The organism is Flavobacterium bernardetii, from assembly GCF_011305415.1.
Classification (GTDB): Bacteria; Bacteroidota; Bacteroidia; order Flavobacteriales; family Flavobacteriaceae; genus Flavobacterium; species Flavobacterium bernardetii.
The window spans coordinates 216,168-240,873 of record NZ_JAANOQ010000003.1; the positions used below are offsets into that span (position 1 = coordinate 216,168).

Annotated in this window: 20 protein-coding genes; 7 read left to right on the forward strand and 13 right to left on the reverse strand. The window is 31.5% G+C overall.

The window, feature by feature from the left end; all coding sequences use genetic code 11:
• Positions 1-94 precede the first annotated feature (94 nt).
• The 7 genes from G6N05_RS08010 to meaB all read right to left on the reverse strand — a co-directional run bounded on the left by G6N05_RS08010 (position 95) and on the right by meaB (position 6,490).
• Positions 95-880 carry a hypothetical protein gene (locus tag G6N05_RS08010; RefSeq protein WP_166126442.1) on the reverse strand — a complete coding sequence of 262 codons (786 nt, stop codon included), beginning with the start codon at positions 878-880 and terminating at the stop codon, positions 95-97.
• Positions 881-947: 67 nt separating this feature from the next.
• A complete protein-coding gene (locus G6N05_RS08015) occupies positions 948-1,529 on the reverse strand; it encodes a hypothetical protein (protein ID WP_166126444.1) in 582 nt (193 codons plus the stop codon).
• A gap of 174 nt (positions 1,530-1,703) precedes the next feature.
• Entirely contained in the window at positions 1,704-3,056 is a 1,353-nt protein-coding gene (locus G6N05_RS08020) for an RCC1 domain-containing protein (RefSeq protein ID WP_166126447.1), read from the reverse strand.
• Positions 3,057-3,297: 241 nt separating this feature from the next.
• Positions 3,298-3,939, reverse strand: a complete 642-nt coding sequence (locus G6N05_RS08025; RefSeq protein WP_166126450.1) for a hypothetical protein — start codon at positions 3,937-3,939, stop codon at positions 3,298-3,300.
• Positions 3,940-4,012: 73 nt separating this feature from the next.
• A complete protein-coding gene (locus tag G6N05_RS08030; protein WP_166126453.1) occupies positions 4,013-4,585 on the reverse strand; it encodes a hypothetical protein in 573 nt (190 codons plus the stop codon).
• A gap of 79 nt (positions 4,586-4,664) precedes the next feature.
• The gene (locus tag G6N05_RS08035) at positions 4,665-5,360 is read right to left on the reverse strand and encodes a hypothetical protein (RefSeq protein WP_166126456.1); all 696 of its coding nucleotides are present in this window, start codon (positions 5,358-5,360) and stop codon (positions 4,665-4,667) included.
• Between the two features lie 44 nt (positions 5,361-5,404).
• Positions 5,405-6,490 (reverse strand): methylmalonyl Co-A mutase-associated GTPase MeaB, encoded by a 1,086-nt coding sequence (meaB, locus tag G6N05_RS08040; protein WP_166126458.1) that lies wholly within the window; start codon positions 6,488-6,490, stop codon positions 5,405-5,407.
• 253 nt (positions 6,491-6,743) lie between these two features.
• On the opposite strand from meaB, the gene G6N05_RS08045 reads away from it, so the two are divergent.
• Positions 6,744-8,147, forward strand: coding sequence for an FAD-binding oxidoreductase (locus G6N05_RS08045; protein WP_166126461.1), 1,404 nt, complete (start codon positions 6,744-6,746; stop codon positions 8,145-8,147).
• 320 nt (positions 8,148-8,467) lie between these two features.
• Here G6N05_RS08045 and G6N05_RS08050 read toward each other — a convergent pair whose 3' ends face one another.
• From G6N05_RS08050 to G6N05_RS08070, 5 genes are all read right to left on the reverse strand, one after another.
• Positions 8,468-8,857 (reverse strand): hypothetical protein, encoded by a 390-nt coding sequence (locus G6N05_RS08050; RefSeq protein WP_166126464.1) that lies wholly within the window; start codon positions 8,855-8,857, stop codon positions 8,468-8,470.
• Between the two features lie 452 nt (positions 8,858-9,309).
• The gene (gene secA, locus G6N05_RS08055) at positions 9,310-12,669 is read right to left on the reverse strand and encodes a preprotein translocase subunit SecA (protein WP_166126466.1); all 3,360 of its coding nucleotides are present in this window, start codon (positions 12,667-12,669) and stop codon (positions 9,310-9,312) included.
• Between the two features lie 138 nt (positions 12,670-12,807).
• Positions 12,808-13,029, reverse strand: coding sequence for a DUF2795 domain-containing protein (locus G6N05_RS08060; protein ID WP_022828503.1), 222 nt, complete (start codon positions 13,027-13,029; stop codon positions 12,808-12,810).
• Between the two features lie 173 nt (positions 13,030-13,202).
• Positions 13,203-13,772: a cob(I)yrinic acid a,c-diamide adenosyltransferase gene (locus G6N05_RS08065; protein WP_166126468.1), complete on the reverse strand. Its 570-nt coding sequence runs from the start codon at positions 13,770-13,772 to the stop codon at positions 13,203-13,205.
• Positions 13,772-14,719 carry a TerC family protein gene (locus tag G6N05_RS08070; RefSeq protein WP_166126470.1) on the reverse strand — a complete coding sequence of 316 codons (948 nt, stop codon included), beginning with the start codon at positions 14,717-14,719 and terminating at the stop codon, positions 13,772-13,774. Before G6N05_RS08070 ends, G6N05_RS08065 begins: the two co-directional genes overlap by 1 nt.
• Before the next feature lie 260 nt (positions 14,720-14,979).
• Between G6N05_RS08070 and G6N05_RS08075 the strand changes: the two genes are divergently transcribed.
• From G6N05_RS08075 to G6N05_RS08090, 4 genes are all read left to right on the forward strand, one after another.
• On the forward strand, positions 14,980-17,169 hold the full coding sequence (locus G6N05_RS08075) for a glutamine synthetase III family protein (RefSeq protein WP_166126473.1): 2,190 nt from the start codon (positions 14,980-14,982) through the stop codon (positions 17,167-17,169).
• A 101-nt stretch (positions 17,170-17,270) separates the two neighbouring features.
• A complete protein-coding gene (locus G6N05_RS08080) occupies positions 17,271-18,092 on the forward strand; it encodes an OmpA family protein (RefSeq protein ID WP_166126475.1) in 822 nt (273 codons plus the stop codon).
• 127 nt (positions 18,093-18,219) lie between these two features.
• Positions 18,220-18,993: an OmpA family protein gene (locus G6N05_RS08085; RefSeq protein ID WP_166126477.1), complete on the forward strand. Its 774-nt coding sequence runs from the start codon at positions 18,220-18,222 to the stop codon at positions 18,991-18,993.
• Positions 18,994-19,133: 140 nt separating this feature from the next.
• Positions 19,134-19,994 (forward strand): OmpA family protein, encoded by an 861-nt coding sequence (locus G6N05_RS08090; RefSeq protein WP_166126480.1) that lies wholly within the window; start codon positions 19,134-19,136, stop codon positions 19,992-19,994.
• A 157-nt stretch (positions 19,995-20,151) separates the two neighbouring features.
• Here G6N05_RS08090 and G6N05_RS08095 read toward each other — a convergent pair whose 3' ends face one another.
• The gene (locus tag G6N05_RS08095; RefSeq protein WP_166126481.1) at positions 20,152-21,603 is read right to left on the reverse strand and encodes an FAD-dependent oxidoreductase; all 1,452 of its coding nucleotides are present in this window, start codon (positions 21,601-21,603) and stop codon (positions 20,152-20,154) included.
• Positions 21,604-21,752: 149 nt separating this feature from the next.
• Between G6N05_RS08095 and G6N05_RS08100 the strand changes: the two genes are divergently transcribed.
• Both G6N05_RS08100 and guaA read left to right on the forward strand, forming a co-directional pair.
• Positions 21,753-22,931, forward strand: a complete 1,179-nt coding sequence (locus G6N05_RS08100; protein WP_166126483.1) for an AIR synthase related protein — start codon at positions 21,753-21,755, stop codon at positions 22,929-22,931.
• A gap of 64 nt (positions 22,932-22,995) precedes the next feature.
• The gene (guaA, locus tag G6N05_RS08105) at positions 22,996-24,528 is read left to right on the forward strand and encodes a glutamine-hydrolyzing GMP synthase (RefSeq protein ID WP_166126865.1); all 1,533 of its coding nucleotides are present in this window, start codon (positions 22,996-22,998) and stop codon (positions 24,526-24,528) included.
• Positions 24,529-24,706: the final 178 nt, after the last annotated feature.

Sequence of the window (24,706 nt, forward strand, 5' to 3'; positions counted from 1 at the left end):
GGAAGTTTTGTTTAGCTCTTCCCAAACCTACAAAAATTCTCACAAACTAAAAAATCCTACAAAAACAAAATTCTAAAAACAAAAACTCTCAAAGTCATTCTTCAAAAATAATTTTGTCTGTTATGATAGATTTTGAGAAATGGTCTTTAAATGTTGTTTTTAAATTGAATGTGCTTCCGCCTTCTTGATAGGTTGCTTTCATGGCAATAACTAAAGTATCCTTTTTTGTAGCCACACTTTGTATTTCTTCATTAGCACCTTCGTCATGAATTAATACTGCTTTTTCTAGTTTTTTGATTTTATCATTAGTTCCGTTTGTAGGATACTTTATAGAAGTAAAAGTTCGCTTGTTTTTATTTTCAATTATTAAAAAGCTATAATCATCGCAACCCGTTAAACCATCATCATCTGAGGCGCCCATTTCGAAATTTGTCACAGGAAATAAGGATAGTTGGTCGCCATTTGGGTCTTGAAATGAAAATTTTTGTTTCATATCGATTTCATAAACGTCTTTTCCGAATACGATGCAATCTTGGTTGTTGTATCTTATTTTTATGAAATAGGCTTTTTCGCAATATTCAGAGCTGTTTTCTAGATTATACATCTTTTTAGATCTTTCTAAAATCTGCACTTTTTCAAATCCTTTGGAATAGAGTTGACCTATTGCTTTTAGGTTTTCGTCAAATAATCTATTGTTTTGATAGATAATAATTCCAGATGCGGAATATTTTTCAAATTCTACTTTCTCTTTATTGCGTGTGTCTTTTGATTTGATTACGCTTTGGGTTTTATTTTCGGTATTTTGAGTCGCTTGTTTCGTATCGGTTTTTTTACAACTGATGAAAAACAAGAGGGTAATAATAGAAATTTGGATTTTCATTTTGTTATTTTATAATTATTGCTAAGTTGTTTATTGTTCAAAGGTGGGAGACTTTGCGTAGTGGGTGTTAATTGTAATATTCAGATATGTTAATACTTGTTCTTTTTTCTTTTTCTATAATTTGAATCCCATTAAAAAATAAATTGTCTTCCGTATTATCATCTTCAAATTCTAAAAAAAATGATGAATTACTATTTTCTGTTTTTTTATACAAACCTTCACTAAGTTTTTTGCAATAATTGTCAAATTTAAATTTACAGGCTACCTCCTTAATTTTTCTTAATAGAGTAGTGTCGAGTGTTTTATTTGGGTAAATAGCTGTTTTAAATTCTACGGAACTTATAAAATGGTTACAGCCACCTCTATATAAAGTTAAAGTATCTCCATTATAGATTACGATTGCTTTGTTAGTTTTTGGATCCCAAACATATTTTTTGATTTCAAGATCATTTAGCCAATCTTCTGTTACTTTTTTGTAATCATCTTCAAAAACACAATCAGAATTGTCTTCCAATTGATTAATTTCTTCTGTTTTTAAAACCGTATCAGATTTACTATTTTTAAGGTTGCTATTTTCTGATGGCGTCTTTTTCTCTGAACAAGAAAGAGTTATAATTAATAGGACTATATAATAAAATGTTTTTCTCATAAGATTTTGGCTAACTTATTTAAGGTTTCCAAATATACATAACTTCCTACAAAACAAAAATCCTGAAAATAGAAACTTTCAGGATTTTTTGTTGTGGTGCGGATTGCAAAATTGAGCTATCGGGTGTTAAAACTCAATTTCTTATAACTGCTGTTATCAGATAGTTCTCTGTTTTTAGTTTTTAATTATTTTTATAGTTTGTGAATTATTTTCAGTTTGAATTTTTAAAATAAAAGTTGCTTTCTCTAAATCTGAAATATTTAAAATAAAATTATTTGTATTTACTATTTCTGTTTTTAGGAGTCTACCTGTTACATCATATAATTCTATTTTTTTTATTTGATATTTATTATTTTCAATATTAATTATGTTGTTACTTGGGTTTGGATAAATTTTTAATTGACTAGTATCAAAATCTTCAATTGATAATGAAGTAGTAGGACAACTAATAACGGTTGGAGTCCATAAATCTATAGAAATTCCATTTCCTAATTGACCAAAGTAATTTTCTCCAAAAACCCAAACTGAGCCATCGTTTTTTTCCACTAATGAATGTGTATAGCCAACACTTATCGTATTCCAATCTATGTCATTGTTAACAGGTGTACTATTGTTTCCTCCACCTCCTAATTGTCCATTACTGTTATTTCCCCACGAATATAATTTACCATTATTGTCAGTGGCTAATGTATGGGAATGACCAGAAATTACATTACCCCAATTTGTTGAAGTTCCAATTTGTGTAGGAACTACTAAGGTTTGAGTGTTTCCATTTCCCAATTGACTAAAATAATTATAACCCCAAGCCCATAATGTTCCATCAGTTTTAATTGCAAAAGAGCATAATTCTCCAGCTTCAACTTTAGCCCAATTGGTTGCTGTGCCTATTTGTATTGGGGCATTTGTTGCAGTTGTTGTGCCATTACCAAGTTGAGCAAAATCGTTAGCGCCCCATGCCCATAAAGTACCATCAGATTTAATTGCAAGTGAATGTCTATCTCCTCCTGATATTTGAGTCCAGTTTGTAGATGTACCTATTTGTGTTGGTAAATATTTAAATGTATTTGTTCCATCCCCAAGTTGACCATTTTGGTTTCTCCCCCAAGTCCATAGCGTACCATCTGATTTTATAGCTAAAGAATGATATATAGCTGCTTCAAATTTTACCCAATCATTTGATGTACCAATTTGTGTTGGAATATCACTATAGTTTATTCCGTTTCCAAATGGGTCACCACCCCAACCCCATAATGTTCCATTTGACTTTTGTAAAAGTGTATACCAATATGAAGTTGAAATATTTGTCCAATTGGAGTCATTACCAATTTGTAAAGGAATATTCGATGTTGTTGGAAGTCTATAATCATTATCTCCCCAACCCCAAAGCGTCCCGTCATTTTTTAATCCAAAAGAGTTCCAATGACCACCTTGCACTTTATTCCAACATTGGGAGTATATATTTATACTTGAAAGAAGTAGAAAAATGATTAGTATCAGTTTTATTTTAATGTTGCAAATTCGTTTCATGATTTTTTGTTTGTTATTTTAAGGTTTATGTTAACTTCATTTATAGCTTAGCTGTTGCCTTTTTTATTGAGCAACTACATTCTAAAAAGAGTAGTTATATCTCCATTTTATTAGAGGATTGCAAACATACAAAAAAACCTACAAACTAAAAATCCTGAAAATAGAACTTTCAGGATTTAGTTTGTCGGATTATATCAAGGCTTTAGATGAACTAACGAAGTAAATCTGCGTTGTAGGTTATTTATTCGGAAGCAGATCCAATAAAAATGGATGCTACTTTATTGTTTTTTAAAGTAAAGATTAAACCACCATATATTGAACCAACGACAATAGATTCTTTATCTGAAAAATCTGTAGCTATTTGATCTTTATATGCATTTTCAACATCATTATAATCACTTCCTATTCCAATATTTTTTAAAGTTTTGAGCTTAGATGGTTTGGATATAGTAATCATATTTACTTTTTTTTGAGTTTCTGATTCGCCAATCACATCAAGTTCGATTCCTTCTTCAAAGTATTTGATTGTTTGATGATATTCACCATCACCAGTCCATAATTCAGTTTTAGTTTCTTTACTAGGGTTTCCAAATAAATCAATTACTTTTTGTAACGATAAACCATACTTAAGTTGACCAACACTTTCATTTTCCATAACTTCATAGCCAATTTCTGAATTGTCATTACTCTCTTCATAAGTACTTGACAAAGTATCAGCTTCATTGGTGTCTGATAAAACGTTATCTTTATTACTATTAGAAAAATTATTTACTTGAACATTTTCTCTAGTTTTTAATAGATTGCTATTGCTTTCTTTCTTATCACTACAAGAAATTATCAATAAGTAAATCAAACAAATTGTAATTTTATTTTTGCTTATCATAATTTCTTTAGGTGGTTTTTGTTTTTTAAATTTAGAAAAGAGCAAAGCTGAGAGACTTTGCGTAGCAGATTGTTTATTTATATACAATTTTGTTTCTTAGATTGTCGCAAAAAGCAACAAAATCATCAGGTTGTTTCACACTGAAACCTTCTAAATAAACTTTATCAATATTATATGGTTTATATATTGTTGGTAGTTTAACGTGTTTTTGAGCTTTTTCATTGAAACGAATCCACTCACCAATATATTTTTTAGTTAATAAATTTACACTTGATTCTCCACTACCATCTTGCATTACATTACCTAGATTGTATCTGCTCATTCCAATCAGTTCAATTTTTTTTTCAGTTGGGTTATATCTAAATTGACAATAATACCCTAATCTCATAGAATGATTGTAAAATTGAAACCCATTTTTTGTCGATTGAATTCCTGCAGTATCATTCAAATATTCCAATTTTTGACTTCTAATTGGTAAAAAATTTTGCGTTGATAACTTGCAAATTATTTGTGCATTTTTCTTATCAAAAATTATCTGGTCTTTTATATTATCATTATCTAAATCTTTTGAAAGTTTTTCATTTGAAAAACAATTTTGCGATACAGTTAATAACGTAATAACGATTAAAATTTTTTGGAAATTCATATGTGATTAGTTTGGTTTTATGTGGCACAAGCTCATTGTGTATTCAATTTTGCATGTGTGGGTTATCGAGATATATAATTTAATCATGCTCCGATACAGTTACAACTTTTTTTTGTTTTTGAGAATATCCCATTGCCATTCCTCCTTCATCACAATCAAAACAGGTAACATTAATTAATAGGATAGTAGAATCAGCTTTAACTTCTTGTAAAAAATCATCATTAATTATTTCTTCAGTTGAAAGGATGTCTTTATAGTCCTCTTTCTCAAAAAAGGAAATATGACCAAAAAAATCTTTTACATTTTTATTGAAAAAATTTTCAAATTGTTTAGGTGTCAATGTTTTCCAATAATTAGCAACATACTCTTCATAAGCTTTTTGACCACCAGTTGTAGGGGTAGTTTCTGGGTCATAAATTTCTCTAATAAAATAAAAAGAATCGAATGTTTGAGAATAAATTACTTTGTTTTCTGCATTTTTTATTTGTAATTCAGACTTTGAATTTTTAACTAAGCCAGGCATGATAGTAAGCTGAAATAAATCTTTAGTTTTAGTGTTTGAAAAAAAGTATGATTTAGATGATTTTATTGTGTCTTTTATAAATAATTTTAAGCTTTCTCTCCTGTCGTCATAAATTATTTTTTCGTCATTTTCTTGTGTTGTTTCAGTTAATTTAGGAGGAATACTTTTTACGATTATATTTTCTTTTTTTTCGGAATTACATGCGAATAGTAAAGTAAAAGCTATTAAATAAATGTATGCAATGTTTTTCATGCTTTTGTTTTATTTTGTAAATTGGGCTAATGGTTTTTTATAATTTAAATCTTCTTAAAAACATCCAACAAAAATTGCGCACCTGAAAAAGGTGAAATTTCATGATTGAAAACTTGTTGTTTCACCAATTCTAATTGTTTGATGATTTCAGGATGGTTGTAAAAACTACTTTTCAATTGTTCATTGATGGTTTCTAACATCCAATATTGGTTTTGTTTTTCACGTTTTTCGTTAAAATAATCAGAAGTTGTTGTTAACGTAATATATTCTGTAATTATATCGTAAACCTCTGCAATTCCGTCTGTGGTTACGGCACTACAAGTCGTCACTTTCGGACTCCAACCAGAATTTTTCATCGGAAATAAATGCAAAGCTCGGTTGAATTCTACTTTAGCCATTTTGGCTTTTTGAATGTTGTCGCCATCCGCTTTATTAATCACAACGGCATCTGCCATTTCCATAATTCCGCGTTTGATTCCTTGTAATTCATCGCCAGCACCAGAAATCTTTAATAGTAAAAAGAAATCCACCATACTATGAACGGCTGTTTCACTTTGTCCGACACCAACGGTTTCAATAATGATGGTATCAAATCCGCAAGCTTCACATAAAATAATGGCTTCGCGTGTTTTTCTTGCTACTCCGCCTAAACTTTCGCCAGAAGCACTTGGTCTAATAAAAGCATTTTCATCTTTCACCAATTCTTCCATTCGGGTTTTATCGCCTAAAATACTTCCGTGACTCAATGTACTACTTGGGTCGATAGCCAAAACTGCGACTTTTTTACCTAAACCAGTTAAATGTTTTCCAAACGCTTCAATAAACGTGCTTTTTCCAACACCAGGAACTCCAGTAATCCCAATTCGCACCGATTTATTCGCATAAGGCAAACAACCATTGATGACTTCATTCGCCTTTTCTAAATGATTGATATTCGTACTTTCAATTAAAGTTATAGCACGACTCAAAGCGACTTTATCGCCAGCAATAATTTTTTCAATTAATTCAGACGCCAGAATTTCTTTCTTTCTAAATGCTTGAATATGCTTTGCCACCTGTAAACTCAGTATTTCAGGTTTATTTACTCCGTCTTTTTCGGAAAGTGCAGATATTTTATTATTTTTACTCAATGAATATTGCTTTGTGTAAAAGTAAGAATTTTTTTTCAGAAGCCAAATCCTGCTATCCGCTATATCTTTTTAAAATATGTTGCCTTCGAGAGCCTCAGGCAACATATTTTAAAAAGGATGCCGCTACTATCAGGGCTAGGGCAATCGTTTTCATAATAAAAATTTGATTATCAAATAAATATAAGCCATGAATGCACGAATATTAATTCGAAAAATTCGTGAATTCGTGGCAAATAAAAAAAACATTAAAACAATGAATTTCAATACTGAAGCCTTTCAAAAACTAACCGCTATTGTTGGCGAAAACTATATTTTTACCGATGCAGAAACTTTATTGCATTTCGGACACGATGAAACAGAAGATTTATCTTTTCCGCCTCAAGTCGTAATAAAACCAGCAAATACTCAAGAAATTTCTGAAATTTTAAAAGTGGCGAATCAATATAAAATCCCAACTACACCAATTGGTGCTAGAACAGGATTAAGTGGTGGTTCGTTATCCATTTATGGAGGAATTGGTTTGTCGTTAGAACGTTTGAATAAAATCTTAGAAATCGACGAGAATAATTTACAAGTTATTGTAGAACCTGCTGTTATTACTCAAGTGTTACGTGAAGCAGTTGCCGAAAAAGGCTTGTTTTATCCTGTCGACCCAAGTAGTATGGGAAGTTGCTGGATTGGCGGAAATATTGCCGAAAATTCTGGAGGTGCTCGTGCTGTAAAATATGGCGTAACAAAAGATTATGTGTTAAATTTAGAAGTCGTTTTACCAACAGGAGATATTATTTGGACAGGAGCAAACACGTTAAAAAATTCAACAGGTTACAACTTAACGCAATTGATGGTGGGAAGTGAAGGAACTTTAGGTGTAATTACGAAAATCGTCTTAAAATTAATTCCGCAAAACAAACATAATGTATTGTTGTTAGTGCCATTTTACAAAGCAGAACAAGCTTGTGAAGCCGTTTCAGCGATTTTTAGAGCAGGAATTGTTCCAAGTGCTTTGGAATTTATGGAACGCGATGCGATTGATTGGACAGTCAAATTTTTAGACGGCATTTCTGTAGATATTAAACCCGAACATCAAGCACATTTGTTAATTGAAGTCGATGGGAATTATCCTGAAATTTTAATGATTGAAGCGGAGAAAATACTAGAAGTTGTAGAGCAATTTGATATTGATGAGGTTTTGTTTGCCGATACGGAAGAACAAAAAAATGCACTTTGGAGAATGCGTAGAGGAGTAGGTGAAGCGGTAAAATCGAATTCGATATATAAAGAAGAAGATACGGTGGTGCCACGTTACGAATTGCCAATATTGTTAAAAGGAATTAAAGAAATTGGAAATAAATACGGATTTCGTTCGGTTTGTTACGGACATGCAGGTGATGGAAACTTACACGTGAATATCATCAAAGAAAACATGTCAGATGACAATTGGCAAATTGAAGTTCCGAAAGGGATTAGAGAAATATTTGAATTGACAGTTGCTTTAAAAGGCACACTTTCTGGTGAACATGGCATTGGTTTGGTACAAAAGAACTACATGGATATTGCTTTTGGAAAAGTGCATTTGGAATTATTAGAACGCATTAAAGCCATTTTTGATCCGAATAATATATTAAATCCTGGGAAAATTTTTCCGGATGAGTTGTAATTTAAAACATATATGTCATATTAGTTTTAAACACATAGGAACATAGTTTGGTTTGTGAGTAAAGTCGCTCCGCTCGAAATAGTTCACATAAGTTATACGCATAGTTTGTCATGCTGAAAGCATCTCACTCAATCTACTTCTGTAATCTTGTCTTACTGAACTTATTTCAGTATCTATATGAGAATCACTATAAAAAACTTAGCCACGAATTTTCGAATTTTTCGAAGTAAGTATTCGATTTATTTTCAAAATTCGTGGCAATTTAATAATGATATATAGCGTTTGAGATTCTGAAACAAGTTCAGAATGACAAGTATTTACTATTTCTTCAAGTATTCTAACAAAACAGGATCTGCATTTTTGAATGTATTGTCCATTTCTGAAACTGTAGCAATACGTTTTTTGTTTAGTTTGATTAGGATGTCTTTTTCTGTAGTGAATAAAATTACAGTCAAAAACGGATTGTTGATGTATTGACTTAATAGCATCACTACATCTTCAATTGGTTTTATTTCTACAATTTCTTCAGATAAATATCTAAAAGTTACATTGAATTTCAATACGTCGTTATCTACAATCGTACGGAAATAAATATTCGTTAATTCTGTTTTTCCAATGGTTTTACCTAAGGTTAATTTGGCAAATGTTCCGTTAGCTAAACTTGTTTTTAGTGCTTCAAATATGGCGTGAATGGGTTCTAAGTAAATCATTTTAATTTTTTTGTAAAAGTACTAAAAGTTTGTAATAAAAAAGTCCTCAATTATTGCTAATTCAGGACTGGATTATTTAATCTCTTTTAGGATTGTTTTTCTTATCTCTTTTTTCTTCTTTTTTCTCTTTTGCCGTTTTTAATGGTTCTTTTTTGGCAACCTTTTTTGCGTCTTGACTTTTAGCCATGATGGTTAGTTTTATAGTTACTGCGCATTATTTGTTTAGTAAAGATAGTTTTTTAACTTTAATAGATTGGCATATTCAACTTGTTTTTGTTTTGGATATCCTGCAAGGTCTTTTTTTTGACCTTGTAGGTATTAAAAAGTAAGACCTACAAGGTTTTTGAAACCTTTCAGGATAAGAAGACTATTTTAAAACAAAAAATCCCTAATTATTTCTAATTAAGGATTTTGTTTTGTTGAGACACTTCGACTCCGCTCAGTGTGACAAATTATTCATTTACGATTACATACTCGCCAGAAGCAATCATGCTTTCTGCTTTTTTGTATTTCATTGTTTCGCTTTTTCCAGTCATAACGTGTTTAACAGTTACATTATCGTTTCTGTTAATTTTCGGTTGGTCACGAGTGATAGTTTCCGTAACTGCTGGGCGTTGTTGCGCATTGTTTCCTGCTTCTCTGTTCGCTTCAGCTAATTCATCAGAATTTAATACTTCGTCTTTAGATTCTGTATAATTTGTTTTCTTAGCTTCCTGACGCGCTTCATGAATATCGTTAGCGTTTTGTCTTGGTAATTCCCCTTTAAATAAGAATGAAATCACATCTTTATTTACTTGTTCAATCATCGCTTTAAATAATTTAAACGCTTCGAACTTGTAAATTAATAAAGGATCTTTTTGTTCGTGAACAGCTAATTGAACCGATTGTTTCATTTCATCCATTTTACGTAAATGTTTCTTCCAAGATTCATCTACAATAGCTAAAGTGATATTCTTTTCGAAGTCAGTAATTAACGATTTTCCTTCTGATTCATAGGCTTTCGTTAAATTAGTAACTACGTTTAATGTTTTAATTCCGTCAGAAAATGGTACTACAATTCTTTCAAATTGACCGTTGTTATTTTCGTAAACGTCTTTAATAATTGGATAGGCTTCTTTTGCATCACGAATTACTTTGTCTTCATAATAAGCATAAGCTGCTTTATATGTTTTAGCAACAATTTGTTGTTGGTTTAATTTTCCGAATTCTGCTTCCGTAACTGGAGAAGTGATAGAAAAAGTTCTAATTAATTGGAATTCGAAATTTTTAAAATCGTTTACAATTTTGTTGTTTTCCACAATTACTTCGCAAGTATCATAAATCATATTTACGATATCTACTTTTAATCTTTCCCCTTGTAATGCATGACGACGACGTTTGTAAACAACTTCACGTTGTGAATTCATGACATCATCATATTCTAATAAACGTTTACGCGTTCCAAAGTTGTTTTCTTCTACTTTTTTCTGAGCACGTTCGATAGATTTTGTCATCATAGAATGTTGAATCACTTCACCTTCTTTTAATCCCATTCTATCCATAACTTTTGCGACTCTTTCTGAACCGAACAAACGCATTAAGTTATCTTCCAATGAAACGTAGAATTGTGAACTTCCGACATCACCTTGACGACCAGCACGACCACGTAACTGTCTGTCAACACGACGAGAATCATGACGTTCTGTTCCGATAATTGCTAATCCACCAGCCGCTTTTACTTCTGGAGATAATTTAATATCCGTTCCACGACCTGCCATATTTGTTGCGATAGTTACAACTCCTGGTTGACCAGCTTCTGCTACAATTTCTGCTTCACTTTTATGCATTTTGGCATTCAATACATTATGATTGATACCACGCATTTTTAACATTCTACTTAATAATTCTGAAATTTCTACAGAAGTTGTTCCAATTAAAACAGGTCTTCCTGCTTTTGAAAGTTCTACAACGTCTTCAATAACAGCATTGAATTTTTCACGTACAGATCGGTAAATTAAATCTTCTCTGTCAATACGAGCCATTCCTCTGTTTGTTGGGATTTCCACAACATCTAATTTATAGATTTCGAAGAATTCACCAGCTTCAGTGATGGCAGTTCCCGTCATACCTGCTAATTTGCTGTACATACGGAAATAATTCTGTAAAGTAACTGTTGCAAATGTTTGAGTAGCTGCTTCAATTTTTACATTTTCTTTGGCTTCAATCGCTTGGTGTAATCCGTCAGAATAACGACGACCATCCATAATACGACCTGTAGATTCATCAACAATCATTACTTTATTGTCCATGATTACATATTCTGTATCTTTTTCAAATACTGCATATGCTTTTAATAATTGCGTTAGCGTGTGAATTCTTTCAGATTTAATAGAGAATTCTCTATATAAATCTTCTTTTAATTCTGCTTCCGCGTCTTTATCTAAATTTTGTTTTTCAATAGCTGAAATTCCAGTAGAAATATCTGGTAAAACGAAGAAAGTTTCATCTGTATCTTGTGATAAATACTTAATTCCGTTATCCGTTAATTCTACTTGGTTGTTTTTTTCTTCGATAACAAAGTATAAAGCCTCATCTACTTTAGGCATTTCTCTGTTGTTATCTTGCATGTGTGCATTTTCTGTTTTTTGAAGAATTTGTTTAACTCCTTCTTCAGATAAAAACTTAATTAATGCTTTGTTTTTAGGATAAGCACGGTACGTTCTTAATAATTGGAAACCACCATCTTTAGTGTTTCCTTCTTTTAATAAACGTTTTGCTTCAGTTAAACAATCTGTTGCGATTTTCTTTTGTAAAGCGAATAAGTTTTCAACTTTTGGTTTTAATTCTAAGAATTCATGTCTGTCACCATCTTCCACTGGTCCAGAAATAATTAATGGCGTTCTTGCATCATCCACTAATACTGAATCGACCTCATCGACAATGGCGAAGTTGTGTTTTCTTTGTACTAAATCTTCAGGAGAATTGGCCATATTATCACGTAAATAATCGAAACCAAATTCGTTATTTGTACCGTAAGTAATATCAGCGTTGTAGGCTTTTCTTCTAGCTTCTGTGTTTGGTTGGTGGTTGTCAATACAATCCACAGTTAAACCATGAAATTCGAATATTGGTGCTTTCCAAGTACTATCACGTTTTGCTAAGTAGTCATTCACGGTTACTAAGTGTACTCCGTTTCCTGTAAGTGCGTTTAAGTAAAGTGCTAATGTTGCTACTAAAGTTTTTCCTTCTCCCGTTTGCATTTCGGCAATTTTACCTTGATGTAATACGATACCACCCATTAACTGAACGTCATAGTGAATCATGTCCCAAGTAATTGGTTTACCAGCAGCATCCCAAGAATTTGCCCAGTTTACTTCATCACCAACAAGAGTAATATAAGGTTTATCTGCAGAAAGTTCTCTGTCTTTTGCAGTTGCAGTAACTGTAATAGATGAGTTTTCTTTAAAACGACGAGCTGTTTCTCTTAATACAGCAAACGCTTCAGGTAAAATTTCGTTTAATACTTTTTCAGAAATCTCGTAAGCTTCTTTTTCTAACTTATCAATTTCTGAATATATGTTTTCTCTCGCATCAACATCAACAGTATTTTCTGCTTCTGCTTTTAACGCTTCAATTTTGTTGTCTTTTTCCGAACGAGCTTGCTTTATTTTATCTTTGAAGAAAGCAGTTTTAGCTCTCAATTCGTCGTGTGAAATGCTTTTTAATCCTTCTTGAAAAGAATTGATTTTGTTCACAATTGGCTGAATGGCTTTGATATCATTTGCAGCTTTATCACCTACAAATACTTTTAATATCGAATTTATAATACTCATAATCTGTTTTTTATATATTTTGTTTAAACTGAACTTGTTTCAGTTTCTCCAGAACTTATTTCGGTTTTGTTTTCTGTTTGCTAAGATAACCAAAAAAAAAGCCTCACCGAAGAGACTTTTTATTTGGTTATTTATTTTTTAATATTCATCCTCGTTCCAAAGATAATCTTCGTCTGTTGGATAATCAGGCCAAATTTCTTCCATTGACTCATAAATTTCACCTTCATCCTCAATAGACTGTAAGTTTTCCACTACTTCTAATGGTGCTCCAGCTCTAATCGCGTAGTCAATTAATTCGTCTTTTGTTGCAGGCCATGGCGCATCACTTAAATATGATGCTAATTCTAACGTCCAATACATCTTATTTAGATTTTTTAGTTTAATGCAAAAATAAATTTATTACTTAAAAAGACAAGTTTTTTTTGAATTATTTTTTAATAAATTTTAAGAACTTAATTTTTAGTTGAGAGTTAGTAGTTTTTAGTTGAGAGTTTTTCTATTTTCTCCTTACTAAATTACTCTTTACTCTAAACTCACTTTCTAGGTATCCATTTTACTTCATCAGCGTTCAAATCATGAGACAACTTTCGTGCCAATACAAATAAATAGTCAGAAAGTCGGTTTAAGTACTTAATTGCTATGTCAGCGACAGGTTCGTTATGACTTAAATGTACTGCTAAACGCTCCGCTCTTCTACAAACACAACGTGCTACATGACAATATGACACGGTTGTATGTCCGCCTGGCAAAACAAAATGAGTCATTTGTGGCAATTCTTCTTCCATAGCATCAATTTCTTTTTCTAGTAATTCGATGTCACTTTCAAGAATTCCTAGGTTTTGTAATCGTTTTTCGCCATTTTTCAAAACTTCTTTTTCTGGAGGAGTAGCTAAAATAGCACCAACAGTAAATAATCTGTCTTGAATTTCGATTAAAATGTCTTTATAATGTTGATTAAAATCTTGATCACGAATTAATCCAATGTAAGAATTTAATTCGTCAACAGTTCCATAACTTTCAATTCTTATATGGTCTTTTGGTACACGTGTTCCTCCAAATAGGGCAGTAGTACCTTTATCTCCAGTTTTAGTATATACTTTCATTACTTGTTTTTATTTTTCTGTAACGAAACTACAACTCCAAGTGTAATAGATAAAGCAATAAAAGCTAAGGACAACCATTCTGGGAAAAATTCTGGAAAGTGGTGAATCAATAACATTTTGATACCTACGAAAGTTAAAATAGCAATTAAACTATATTCGATATAGCTAAATTTTTCAATCATATTCGCTAAAAAGAAATACATAGAACGTAATCCTAAAATGGCAAATATATTAGAACTAAATACTAAAAACGGGTCAGATGTAATTGCTAAAATGGCAGGAACACTGTCTAAAGCGAAAATTACATCCATAACTTCAATTACGATTAAAGCAATAAATAAAGGAGTTACATAGTTAATATTGTTTTTTCTAATAAAGAATTTTTGTCCTTCAATTTCAGTATGAACTGGAAATATTTTACCTATGAATTTGTAAATTTTAGAATCTTTTGGGTCAAATTCTTCTTCCTCTTTACTGAAAAGCATTTTCATAGCAGTGAAGATTAAGAATGCTCCGAAAACATAAATAATCCATTCGAATCTATTGATAAGCGCAACACCTAAAAAGATCATTAAACCTCTAAATACAATAGCTCCAATGATTCCCCAGAATAAAACTCTGTGTTGGTATTTTTGTGGTATTTTGAATGATGCAAAAATTATGGCGATTACAAATATATTATCGGCGCTTAAAGAAAGTTCAATTAAATAACCTGTTATGAATTTAATGGAAGCTTCAAGTGGTTTTAAATTAGTTGGGTTAGCAATATGATTACCACTATATAATAGGTAAACTACTCCAGAAAACATAAAAGAAAGTGTAACCCATAAAATGGTCCATTTTGAGGCTTCTTTACTGCTAATAATGTGAGGGTTTTTATTAAAAACTCCTAAATCTAAGGCTAAGAAAATAGATATAGCGATTAGAAAAATAATCCAAACTGTCATAATAATTGATTTTTTAGCAAATATAAATTAAAATTAAGAAATTAGGAACTTGGTAAAGTTAAAGTTCTAAAAAAACACATCGAGCTTTTCTTTTTTTATTGTTTTTTAAAGTTGTGCCCTGTTTTTTTGAAGTTTAAATTCATTAAAATCAATTTATTTTTATTTTACCCCTATTTTTTTAGGGGTAAATTTTTTTATTTGTGTTTTATTTGTATTTTTGCACCATAAAATTAAGGATATAATTTTTAAAACATAACTTTATGGCTACACTTCGTTTCCAAGCTTTAGACAAAGCTACTAGTAGAAAACCAGTTTCTTTTGAAGAAACAGCAAGAAAATCTGAAATTTTTGGTTCAAATGTCTTTGGTGACAAAGCAATGCGACAGTTTTTAACTCCAGATGCTTACAAAGCAGTTAAAAGTGCCATTGAATTAGGAACTAAAATCGATCGTAAAATTGCTGACTATGTGGCAATGGGAATGAAAGAATGGGCCTTAACTAAAAATGTAACGCATTACACGCACTGGTTTCAACCTTTAACTGGAACAACTGCTGAAAAACATGATGCTTTTTTTGAAACATCAATGGACGGTTCTGATCCAGTTGAAAAATTTGGTGGAACGCAATTAGTGCAACAAGAACCAGATGCTTCTTCTTTTCCAAATGGAGGAATTAGAAATACTTTCGAAGCTCGTGGTTATACCGCTTGGGATCCAACATCTCCAGCATTTATTTTTGGTAGTACTTTATGTATTCCTACTGTTTTCGTATCGTATACTGGTGAAGCTTTAGATAATAAAACACCTTTATTAAGAGCTTTAAGTGCCATCGATACTGCTGCAACTGAAGTAGCTAAGTATTTCGATAAAAACGTTAAAAAAATTACACCAACTTTAGGTTGGGAACAAGAATATTTTTTAATTGACGCAGCATTAGCAGCTTCAAGACCAGATATTTTAGCAACAGGTAGAACTTTACTAGGACATACTTCTTCTAAAGGACAACAATTAGATGATCATTATTTTGGTTCAATTCCAACTCGTGTATTACAATATATGAGAGAATTAGAATACGAATGTATGTTGGTAGGTATTCCAGTTAAAACACGTCATAATGAAGTAGCTCCAGGACAATTTGAATTAGCTCCGATTTTCGAAGAGACTAATTTAGCAGTTGACCACAACTCTTTATTAATGGATGTGATGGAAAAAGTAGCGGAAAGACACGATTTCAAAGTGTTATTCCACGAAAAACCTTTTAAAGGCGTAAATGGTTCTGGTAAACATAACAACTGGTCATTAGCAACAGATACTGGAATTAACTTATTAGCGCCAGGAAAAACGCCAATGAGTAACTTAATGTTCTTAACGTTCTTTATCAATACGATTAAAGCGGTTCATGATTACGAAGAGTTAATGAGAGCATCAATTGCATCTGCAAGTAACGATCACCGTTTAGGAGCAAATGAAGCGCCACCAGCAATTATTTCGGTATTCATCGGACAACAATTAACTAAAGTTTTAGCTGAATTAGAAGGTGTAACTCAAGGGAAATTATCTCCAGAAGAAAAAACAGATTTAAAATTGAACGTAGTTGGTAAATTACCAGACGTTTTATTAGATAATACAGATAGAAACAGAACTTCACCATTTGCTTTTACAGGAAACAAATTCGAATTCAGAGCGGTTGGTTCTACTGCAAACTGTGCGGTTTCAATGACAACTTTAAATTCAATTGTAGCAAAACAATTAATCGACTTCAAGAAAGAAGTAGATCATTTAATTGAAACAAAAGATTTAAAGAAAGACGAAGCGATTTTCAATACTTTAAGAGAATACATCAAAGGAACAAAAGCGATTTTGTTTGAAGGTGACGGTTATAGTGATGCTTGGGAAAAAGAAGCGAAAAAACGTGGATTAAGCAATCATAAAACAACTCCAGAAGCTTTAAAAGCTAAAGTTTCTAAAAAAGCATTCGATTTATTTGCTGAATTAGGCGTAATGAATCATGTGGAAGTAGAATCTCGTTACGAAATTGAATTAGAAGAATACACGAAGAAAATTCAAATTGAAGGAAGAGTTTTAGGAGATATCGCTCGTAATCACGTAATTCCAACATCTATTAAATATCAAAATACGTTAATTGAAAACGTTAGAGGTTTAAAAGAAATTTTCGGTAAAGATTTCGAAAAAATCGCAAAAGAACAAATTTCGTTAATTAAAGAAATTTCAGAACATATTGAAGGAATTCACCACAATATTGACGAAATGATTTCGGAACGTAAAAAAGCAAATAATTTAGATAATACAGAAAAAATGGCTGCGGCTTACTGTAATAAAGTAAAACCATATTTTGAAATCATTAGAGAACATTCTGATAAATTAGAATTGTTAGTAGATGACGAAATGTGGCCCTTAACAAAATACAGAGAATTATTTTTTATTAAATAATTGTTTATAAATATGTTAAAAGCTTATCAGAAATGGTAAGCTTTTTTTTGGTTTATAAAATAAAAAACCATACTTTTCCAAAGTCCTAAAATGAAGCAATTATGCGTTTTTTATTATTAATGTTACTTGTAACATCATCTTTATATTCTCAAGAAAAATTCACAGTATATTTTGATACTGATAAATATGTATTAAATCAAAAACAAGATAGTATTCTGAATGGTTTTATTCAGAAAAAAGACGTTAAAGTAAACAAGGTTTCTGGATTTTGTGATTTTAGAGCAAGCAATGCTTATAATTATCAATTAGGATTAAATCGTGCCAATACTATTTTAAATTCACTTTCAATTGCTGATAAATCTTCAATTATTGTAGTTTCTAAAGGAGAAGAATTCAAACAAAAAACCGATTTATCTTTAAATCGAAAAGTTGAAATTGAGTACGAAGTTAACAAGGTAGTTATTGAATCAATTCCAACCAAAGAAATTGAAATTATTAAAAAACCACTTGTTGAAGAAGTTGTAATTGATGAATATCCAACAGAATTACAAAAGAAAATTATCGATAGTAAAGTTGGTGATAAAATTTTACTGAATAATTTAAATTTCTACGTTAGAACTGCGGAGTTTTATCCAGAATCTATTCCTTTTTTAGAAGATTTGTATGAAGTTTTAGAGAAAAATCCAAAAATTAAAATCGAAATTCAAGGTCATATTTGCTGTACACCAGGAAGAGATGTTGAAGAGTTTTCATTAAGAAGATGTATTGCGGTTTATGATTTTTTAATTGATTACGGAATTTCTTCAGATAGAATGACATATGTAGGTTTTGATGCTACACAACCACTTTTTCCAATTCCAGAAAAAAATGAAGAACAACGAAAAGCCAATCGAAGAGTTGAAATTTTGATTTTAGAAAAATAAACTGTTACAAAATAATGAAACGCTATACTAATATATAGAAATTGAAAATGCTTGTTAGAAATATCAAGCATTCTTTTTATTTAATAATTTCTATTGATTTGAGTTATTATAAAGAACTATTGTTTTTATGAAGTCGGTATTAGTAAGTTTATTTTTTATTTTCTTTTTAAATTCTTTTTCACAGAAAAAATTCACCCTTTTTTTTGAAACCAATTCAAGTGAATTAAACAAAACGGAATTGGATAAGTTTAACAATTTCGTTAAAACAAAAGATTTAAAAATCTTAAAAGTTATTGGGTTTTGTGACTTAAGATCATCAAATCAATACAATGATTCTTTAGCTTTAGCAAGAGCGAGTTTTATTGCAAGTTTACTTCGACTAGCAACTTTCAATACTGTTTTTGAAGTAAAATCTAAAGGAGAAAATTTTAACCAATTGAAAAATTTAGATTTAAATAGAAAAGTAGAAATTCATTTCAAAATTGAAAAACAAGCTGCAATAAAAATCACTAAAGACAATGAATTAGCAGATGTGGTCAAAAAATCTAAAATTGGAGATAAATTAGTATTAAAGAATTTGAGTTTTTACGACAGAACTGATATTTTATATCCAGAATCGTATAAAATTCGGGAAGAATTATTACAAGTTTTAAAAGATAATCCGAAATTAAAAATTGAAATTCAAGGACATATTTGTTGTACTCCAGGAAAAGATGATGAAGAAATTGCTTTAAAACGTTGTGTTGGAACAGTTGAATATTTGGTGATAAATGGAATTGATAAATCGAGATTAAGCTATAAAAGCTTTGATGCTAAGCAACCTATTTATCCCATTCCAGAAAAAAATGAAGAGCAACGAAAAGCCAATCGTAGGGTTGAAATTTTAATCGTCGATAAATAATTGGCACAGTTTTAGCAAATTTTATATTAAACCGTCAGTTCGAGTGTTCCGATTTTTCATCGGAATGTATCGAGAACCTGTTTTATTCAAAGTTTTTAATTCTATATTTGTAAATCTCAAAACATAAAATATTTTAAATAATGAAAATCTTATTTGCTTTTGCCTTTTTCTTTTTGCCTTTTTTCTTTTTTGGTCAAGAAAGTGTTTCGTTTTATTTCGAAAACAACAAATCAGCTCTAAATCAAGTAGAATTGGTAAAATTGAATAAATGGATTGCTGCAAATAAAACATCTAAAATTCTTTCTATAACTGGTTCTACGGATGAAGTAGGTTCAACAGGTTATAACGATACGTTATCACAAAAACGTGTAGATTATATTTTCAATAAAGTTAAAGCTTCTGTAAAAATTAGAGAAGATTTTAAATCGATTTCACTTGGTGAAGCAGGAGCAAAATCAAACACAAAAGCAGAAAACAGAAAAGCAATTGTTGTTTTTTTACAGGAAAAAGATTTAGCCAAAGAAGCGGAATTAATTAAACCAAAAATAGAAGAACCAAAAGATATTCCAACAAACGGGTTAACGCCAATTGAAGAAGTAGATATGCATTTCCCAGAAGGTGCTTCTTTAGCAGAAAAAATTGAATTATCTCGACCAGGAACATTGATTGTTTTACCAGAAATTCAATTCTATAAAAATTCATTCGGAATTATGCCTTCTTCGCAAAGAGAAGTTTTCGAATTGATCCGAATTATGACAGAAAACCCAAGATTACATATTGAAATTCAAGGTCATATTTGTTGTACGGATAACGATGTTAGAAAATTATCGTTAGAGCGTGCGAAACAAGTACGTCGTGTATTACAATCAAACTACATTTTAGAACGCCGTGTAAAAGTAAAAGGTTTTGGTGTAACGAAACCAAAATTCCCAATTCCTGAAGCTACGGAAGAACAAGCGGCTGCAAATAGAAGAGTGGAAATTATGATTTTGGAGAAATAGTTTAATCCGTCAATTTTACAATTCGTCAATGTGCCGATTGTATGAAATTTACAATATTGATGCTTTATCGATTAGAAAAATTAGGAAAATTCAAACTTTCTTTTAAATAATTTAGGTGCTAATAATTGGCACATTGATGAATTGTCACATTGGCTAATTATCCTTTTCTTTTTACAACACTTCCTCTAGGTTCATCACCTTCATGAAGTGCCATTTCAGAATGCAAAAATTTTGCCGCTTCAGCTGAATCTTTGACTTTGGTAGCGCTTCTTTCTAACATTTCTGATTCAAAATCGTTTAATATGCTTTTTCGAATTCCAATTTCTCTCCAATTTGAAGAAGGTTTACATTTTTTTGAGATTTCTCGAGCTAGTTTCAAAGCGTCTAAAAGTGCTTGATTCGCACCTTGACCTTTGAATGGACTCATAGGATGTGCTGCATCTCCAATTAAAGTTATGTTTTTTCCTTTTGATACTAATTCTGATGTGAGTAATTCTCTATCATAAACAGGATATCCGGAAATTTGCGTTTCTAATGTTGCAGTCAAAATCTGAGGAATAGGATGGTGCCATTGTGTTCTTCGACATGCTTCTTCTTTGAGAGATTTCGGACCTTTTGCACTCAATTCAATAGCTTCTTTTTCCGACATTGGAAAACTAAGTTGCCACATTATCGAATTTGAATCATAAGGCATCATATAAATTCGCTCATTTCCATTTGCGGTTTGAAAAACTGTAGCTGAATCGAGTAGAGGAGAATCCATATTTTCTAATGCATTCAAAGGACAAATTCCTAAAATTACAATGCAATCTAAATAATGTAAAGGTGTATTTTCTTCACCAATTAGTAATCTTCGCACCGAACTACGAATACCATCGGCTCCAACGACAAGATCAGCTTTTACATTTTTAATTTCACCATTTACTTGAAAATTCAAATCGACACCATTTTTATTTTCTTTAAAATCTAATAATTGATGACCCCATTGAACTCTAGTATTTTCTCCGAGTTGTTCCAATAACGCTAAACGTAAAGCTTGTCTTGAAATATGCATATTGGTTTGCTTCGAAGTTGTTTTCGTTTCTGATGGTAACCATTTTCGCATTCCCCATTCACCAACCACTTTTCCATCTGTGTTATGAACCACGTGTCTTGTAGAAACTACGCCTTCTTTTAAAGAAATTAATCCTAATCCTTTAATTACTTTACTAGCTTGTTGTAAAGTCAGTCCGTAACCCTGAGATCTGTCAGTAAAACTGATATCACGTTCATAAAGCGTAAACGGTATTCCACGATGCAAACAAGCTACAGCTAGCGCCACTCCGCCAATTCCAGCGCCAATAATTGCAACATGTGGATAATTCTCATTGTCTGATTTCGGAAAATGATCAGAAAGAACTAAACCAGATCCAGAACAATTTAAGCAAGAATATTGCTCTGCTTTAGGACGAACTGGAGCATTTTCACCAGCTTTAGTTTTTTCAAATTCATCGCACGCCAATTGGTAGCGGAGTAGCACTTTCTTACTGAGCTTCCGACTTTTTTTACCTAGACCTTTACAACTTTCACAAATAATCCAGCTAGCAAATGAATTTTCTAATTTTTCCAATTATTATTTTATTGATTCAATATAAAACATATCTGCAAAGGTTGTGAATTTTTCTGTTATATCATTTGTTCCTAAATTGATTTGTTTCGAATTGCCTAATTGCCTAATTATTTATATCTTTGCCGCACACAACAATCAACACCATAAAAATGAGTTCTGAAACGAGCCAACGCTACAATCTTAGAGGAGTTTCTGCTTCTAAAGAAGACGTGCATAATGCTATTAAAAACATCGACAAAGGATTGTTTCCTCAAGCGTTTTGCAAAATTATCCCAGATTATTTAACGAACGACGAAAAGTACTGCATTATTATGCATGCTGACGGCGCAGGTACAAAATCGGCTTTAGCTTATATGTACTGGAAAGAAACTGGTGATATTTCGGTTTGGAAAGGAATCGCTCAAGATGCTTTAATTATGAATATAGACGATTTATTATGTGTTGGTGCAACAGATAATATTTTGTTATCTTCTACAATTGGAAGAAATAAAAATCTAATTCCAGCTGAAGTTATTTCAGCAATTATCAACGGAACAGAAGAATTAATCGCTGAATTAAAAAAACACGGAGTTACAATTCATTCAACTGGTGGAGAAACTGCTGATGTAGGTGATTTAGTTCGTACAATTATAGTAGATTCTACCGTAACGGCTCGTATGGAAAGAAATAAAGTCATCAATAATGCCAATATTCAAGCTGGTGATGTTATTGTTGGTTTAGCTTCTTTCGGACAAGCAACATACGAAACAGAATACAACGGTGGAATGGGAAGTAACGGTTTGACTTCAGCTCGTCATGATGTTTTTGCGAAATATTTAGCTACTAAATATCCTGAAAGTTTTGATGCCGCAGTTCCTAATGAATTAGTTTATTCTGGACAAACGAAATTAACAGATGCCGTTGAAAATAGTCCAATAGACGCAGGTAAATTAGTGCTTTCTCCAACAAGAACTTACGCTCCAGTAATTAAAAAATTATTAGATACCTACACACCAAATCAAATTCACGGAATGGTGCATTGTAGTGGTGGTGCACAAACGAAAGTGTTGCATTTTGTAAAAGAGGTTCATGTTATTAAGGATAATTTATTTCCAGTACCGCCATTATTCAAATTAATTCAAGAAAATTCTAAAACGGATTGGAAAGAAATGTATCAGGTTTTCAATTGCGGACATCGTATGGAAATTTATGTTCCAGCTGAAATCGCTAATGAAATCATTGAAATTTCTAAATCTTTCAATATCGATGCACAAATTGTTGGTCGAGTGGAAGCTTCAGAGACAACAAAATTAACCATCAATTCCGAATACGGAACTTTTGAATATTAAATAAAATAAATTCGTACGGACAAGTCGCGACTTGTTCCTAACAATAATAAAACAACAACTCAACATAATGAACAACGTATTAATTTTAGATTTCGGTTCGCAATACACACAATTAATTGCTCGTAGAGTAAGAGAATTAAATATTTTTTGCGAAATTTTTCCTTTCGATAAAATCCCAGCAGATTTATCTTCTTATAAAGCTGTAATTTTAGGTGGAAGTCCTGCTTCTGTTCGTTCAGAAGAAGTGTTACATCCAGATTTATCTGAAATTAGAGGAAAAAAACCATTATTAGCAGTTTGTTATGGTGCACAATATTTAGCTCATTTTTCAGGTGGAGAAGTTGCGGCTTCAAACACTAGAGAATACGGAAGAGCTAATTTAGCTTACATAAAAGAAAACGAAACATTCTTAGAAGGTGTTTCTGAAAATAGTCAAGTTTGGATGTCACATTCAGATTCGATTAAAAGCTTACCAACTAACGGTGTTAAAATCGCTAGTACGAAAGATGTAGAAAATGCTGCTTATAAAATTGAAGGTGAAACAACATATGCCATTCAATTTCACCCAGAAGTTTACCATTCAACAGATGGAAAACAAATGTTAGAAAACTTTTTAGTGAAAATTGCTAAAGTGGAACAAACATTTACACCAAATGCTTTTGTAGAAGAAGTAATTGCGGATATGAAAGCTAAAATCGGAAACGATAAAGTAGTTTTAGGTTTATCTGGTGGAGTAGATTCTACTGTTGCGGCAGTAATTTTAAACAAAGCAATCGGAGATAATTTATATTGTATTTTCGTAAATAACGGCTTATTACGTAAAAACGAATTCCAAGGTGTATTAGATCAATACAAAGGAATGGGATTAAACGTAAAAGGTGTTGATGCTTCACAAAGATTCTACGATGCTTTAGCAGGTTTAGATGATCCGGAAGCAAAACGTAAAGCAATTGGAAACGCATTTATTGAAGTTTTCGATGCTGAAGCAAATTTGTTAACGGATGTGAAATTCTTAGGTCAAGGTACCATTTATCCAGATGTAATCGAATCAGTTTCTGCAACTGGTGGTCCATCTGCAACAATAAAATCACACCATAATGTGGGTGGTTTACCAGATTTTATGAAATTACAAATTGTTGAACCTTTACGTATGTTGTTTAAAGACGAAGTGCGTAGAGTAGGAGCAACTTTAGGAATCGATCCAGAATTATTAGGTCGTCATCCTTTTCCTGGTCCTGGTTTAGCAATTCGTATTTTAGGTGATATCACACCAGAAAAAGTAGCGATTTTACAAGAAGTTGACGCTGTTTTTATCAACGGATTAAAAGAACACGGTTTGTACGATAAAGTTTGGCAAGCGGGTGCGATTTTATTACCAGTAAACAGTGTTGGTGTAATGGGTGATGAGCGTACTTACGAAAAAGTAGTGGCCTTAAGAGCTGTTGAGTCTACAGACGGAATGACAGCAGATTGGGTACATTTACCTTATGAGTTTTTGCAAAAAATTTCAAATGATATTATAAATAATGTTCGTGGTGTTAATAGAGTAGTTTACGATATTAGTTCAAAACCACCAGCAACTATTGAATGGGAATAAAAAAGAAATAACAATTTCAAAAAGCAATGGCAATGTCAATATTTAATATAAAATTTGGCATTGCTTTTTTTATTTTGAAATGTTGTAAATGAAATTATAATGCTTATTTTTGAAAATTGATATTGAAATTGATTTTGTCATTCTGAATCTTGGCATTAAAATTGTTTCTTATTAGAAA

Excerpts from the sequence above, each read along its gene's own strand:
- G6N05_RS08010 (WP_166126442.1), bottom strand. The coding sequence starts at position 880 with ATGAAAATCCAAATTTCTATTATTACCCTCTTGTTTTTCATCAGTTGT.
- G6N05_RS08015 (WP_166126444.1), bottom strand. The coding sequence starts at position 1,529 with ATGAGAAAAACATTTTATTATATAGTCCTATTAATTATAACTCTTTCT.
- G6N05_RS08020 (WP_166126447.1), bottom strand. The coding sequence starts at position 3,056 with ATGAAACGAATTTGCAACATTAAAATAAAACTGATACTAATCATTTTT.
- G6N05_RS08025 (WP_166126450.1), bottom strand. The coding sequence starts at position 3,939 with ATGATAAGCAAAAATAAAATTACAATTTGTTTGATTTACTTATTGATA.
- G6N05_RS08030 (WP_166126453.1), bottom strand. The coding sequence starts at position 4,585 with ATGAATTTCCAAAAAATTTTAATCGTTATTACGTTATTAACTGTATCG.
- G6N05_RS08035 (WP_166126456.1), bottom strand. The coding sequence starts at position 5,360 with ATGAAAAACATTGCATACATTTATTTAATAGCTTTTACTTTACTATTC.
- G6N05_RS08045 (WP_166126461.1), top strand. The coding sequence starts at position 6,744 with ATGAATTTCAATACTGAAGCCTTTCAAAAACTAACCGCTATTGTTGGC.
- G6N05_RS08050 (WP_166126464.1), bottom strand. The coding sequence starts at position 8,857 with ATGATTTACTTAGAACCCATTCACGCCATATTTGAAGCACTAAAAACA.
- secA (WP_166126466.1), bottom strand. The coding sequence starts at position 12,669 with ATGAGTATTATAAATTCGATATTAAAAGTATTTGTAGGTGATAAAGCT.
- G6N05_RS08060 (WP_022828503.1), bottom strand. The coding sequence starts at position 13,029 with ATGTATTGGACGTTAGAATTAGCATCATATTTAAGTGATGCGCCATGG.
- G6N05_RS08065 (WP_166126468.1), bottom strand. The coding sequence starts at position 13,772 with ATGAAAGTATATACTAAAACTGGAGATAAAGGTACTACTGCCCTATTT.
- G6N05_RS08070 (WP_166126470.1), bottom strand. The coding sequence starts at position 14,719 with ATGACAGTTTGGATTATTTTTCTAATCGCTATATCTATTTTCTTAGCC.
- G6N05_RS08075 (WP_166126473.1), top strand. The coding sequence starts at position 14,980 with ATGGCTACACTTCGTTTCCAAGCTTTAGACAAAGCTACTAGTAGAAAA.
- G6N05_RS08080 (WP_166126475.1), top strand. The coding sequence starts at position 17,271 with ATGCGTTTTTTATTATTAATGTTACTTGTAACATCATCTTTATATTCT.
- G6N05_RS08085 (WP_166126477.1), top strand. The coding sequence starts at position 18,220 with ATGAAGTCGGTATTAGTAAGTTTATTTTTTATTTTCTTTTTAAATTCT.
- G6N05_RS08090 (WP_166126480.1), top strand. The coding sequence starts at position 19,134 with ATGAAAATCTTATTTGCTTTTGCCTTTTTCTTTTTGCCTTTTTTCTTT.
- G6N05_RS08100 (WP_166126483.1), top strand. The coding sequence starts at position 21,753 with ATGAGTTCTGAAACGAGCCAACGCTACAATCTTAGAGGAGTTTCTGCT.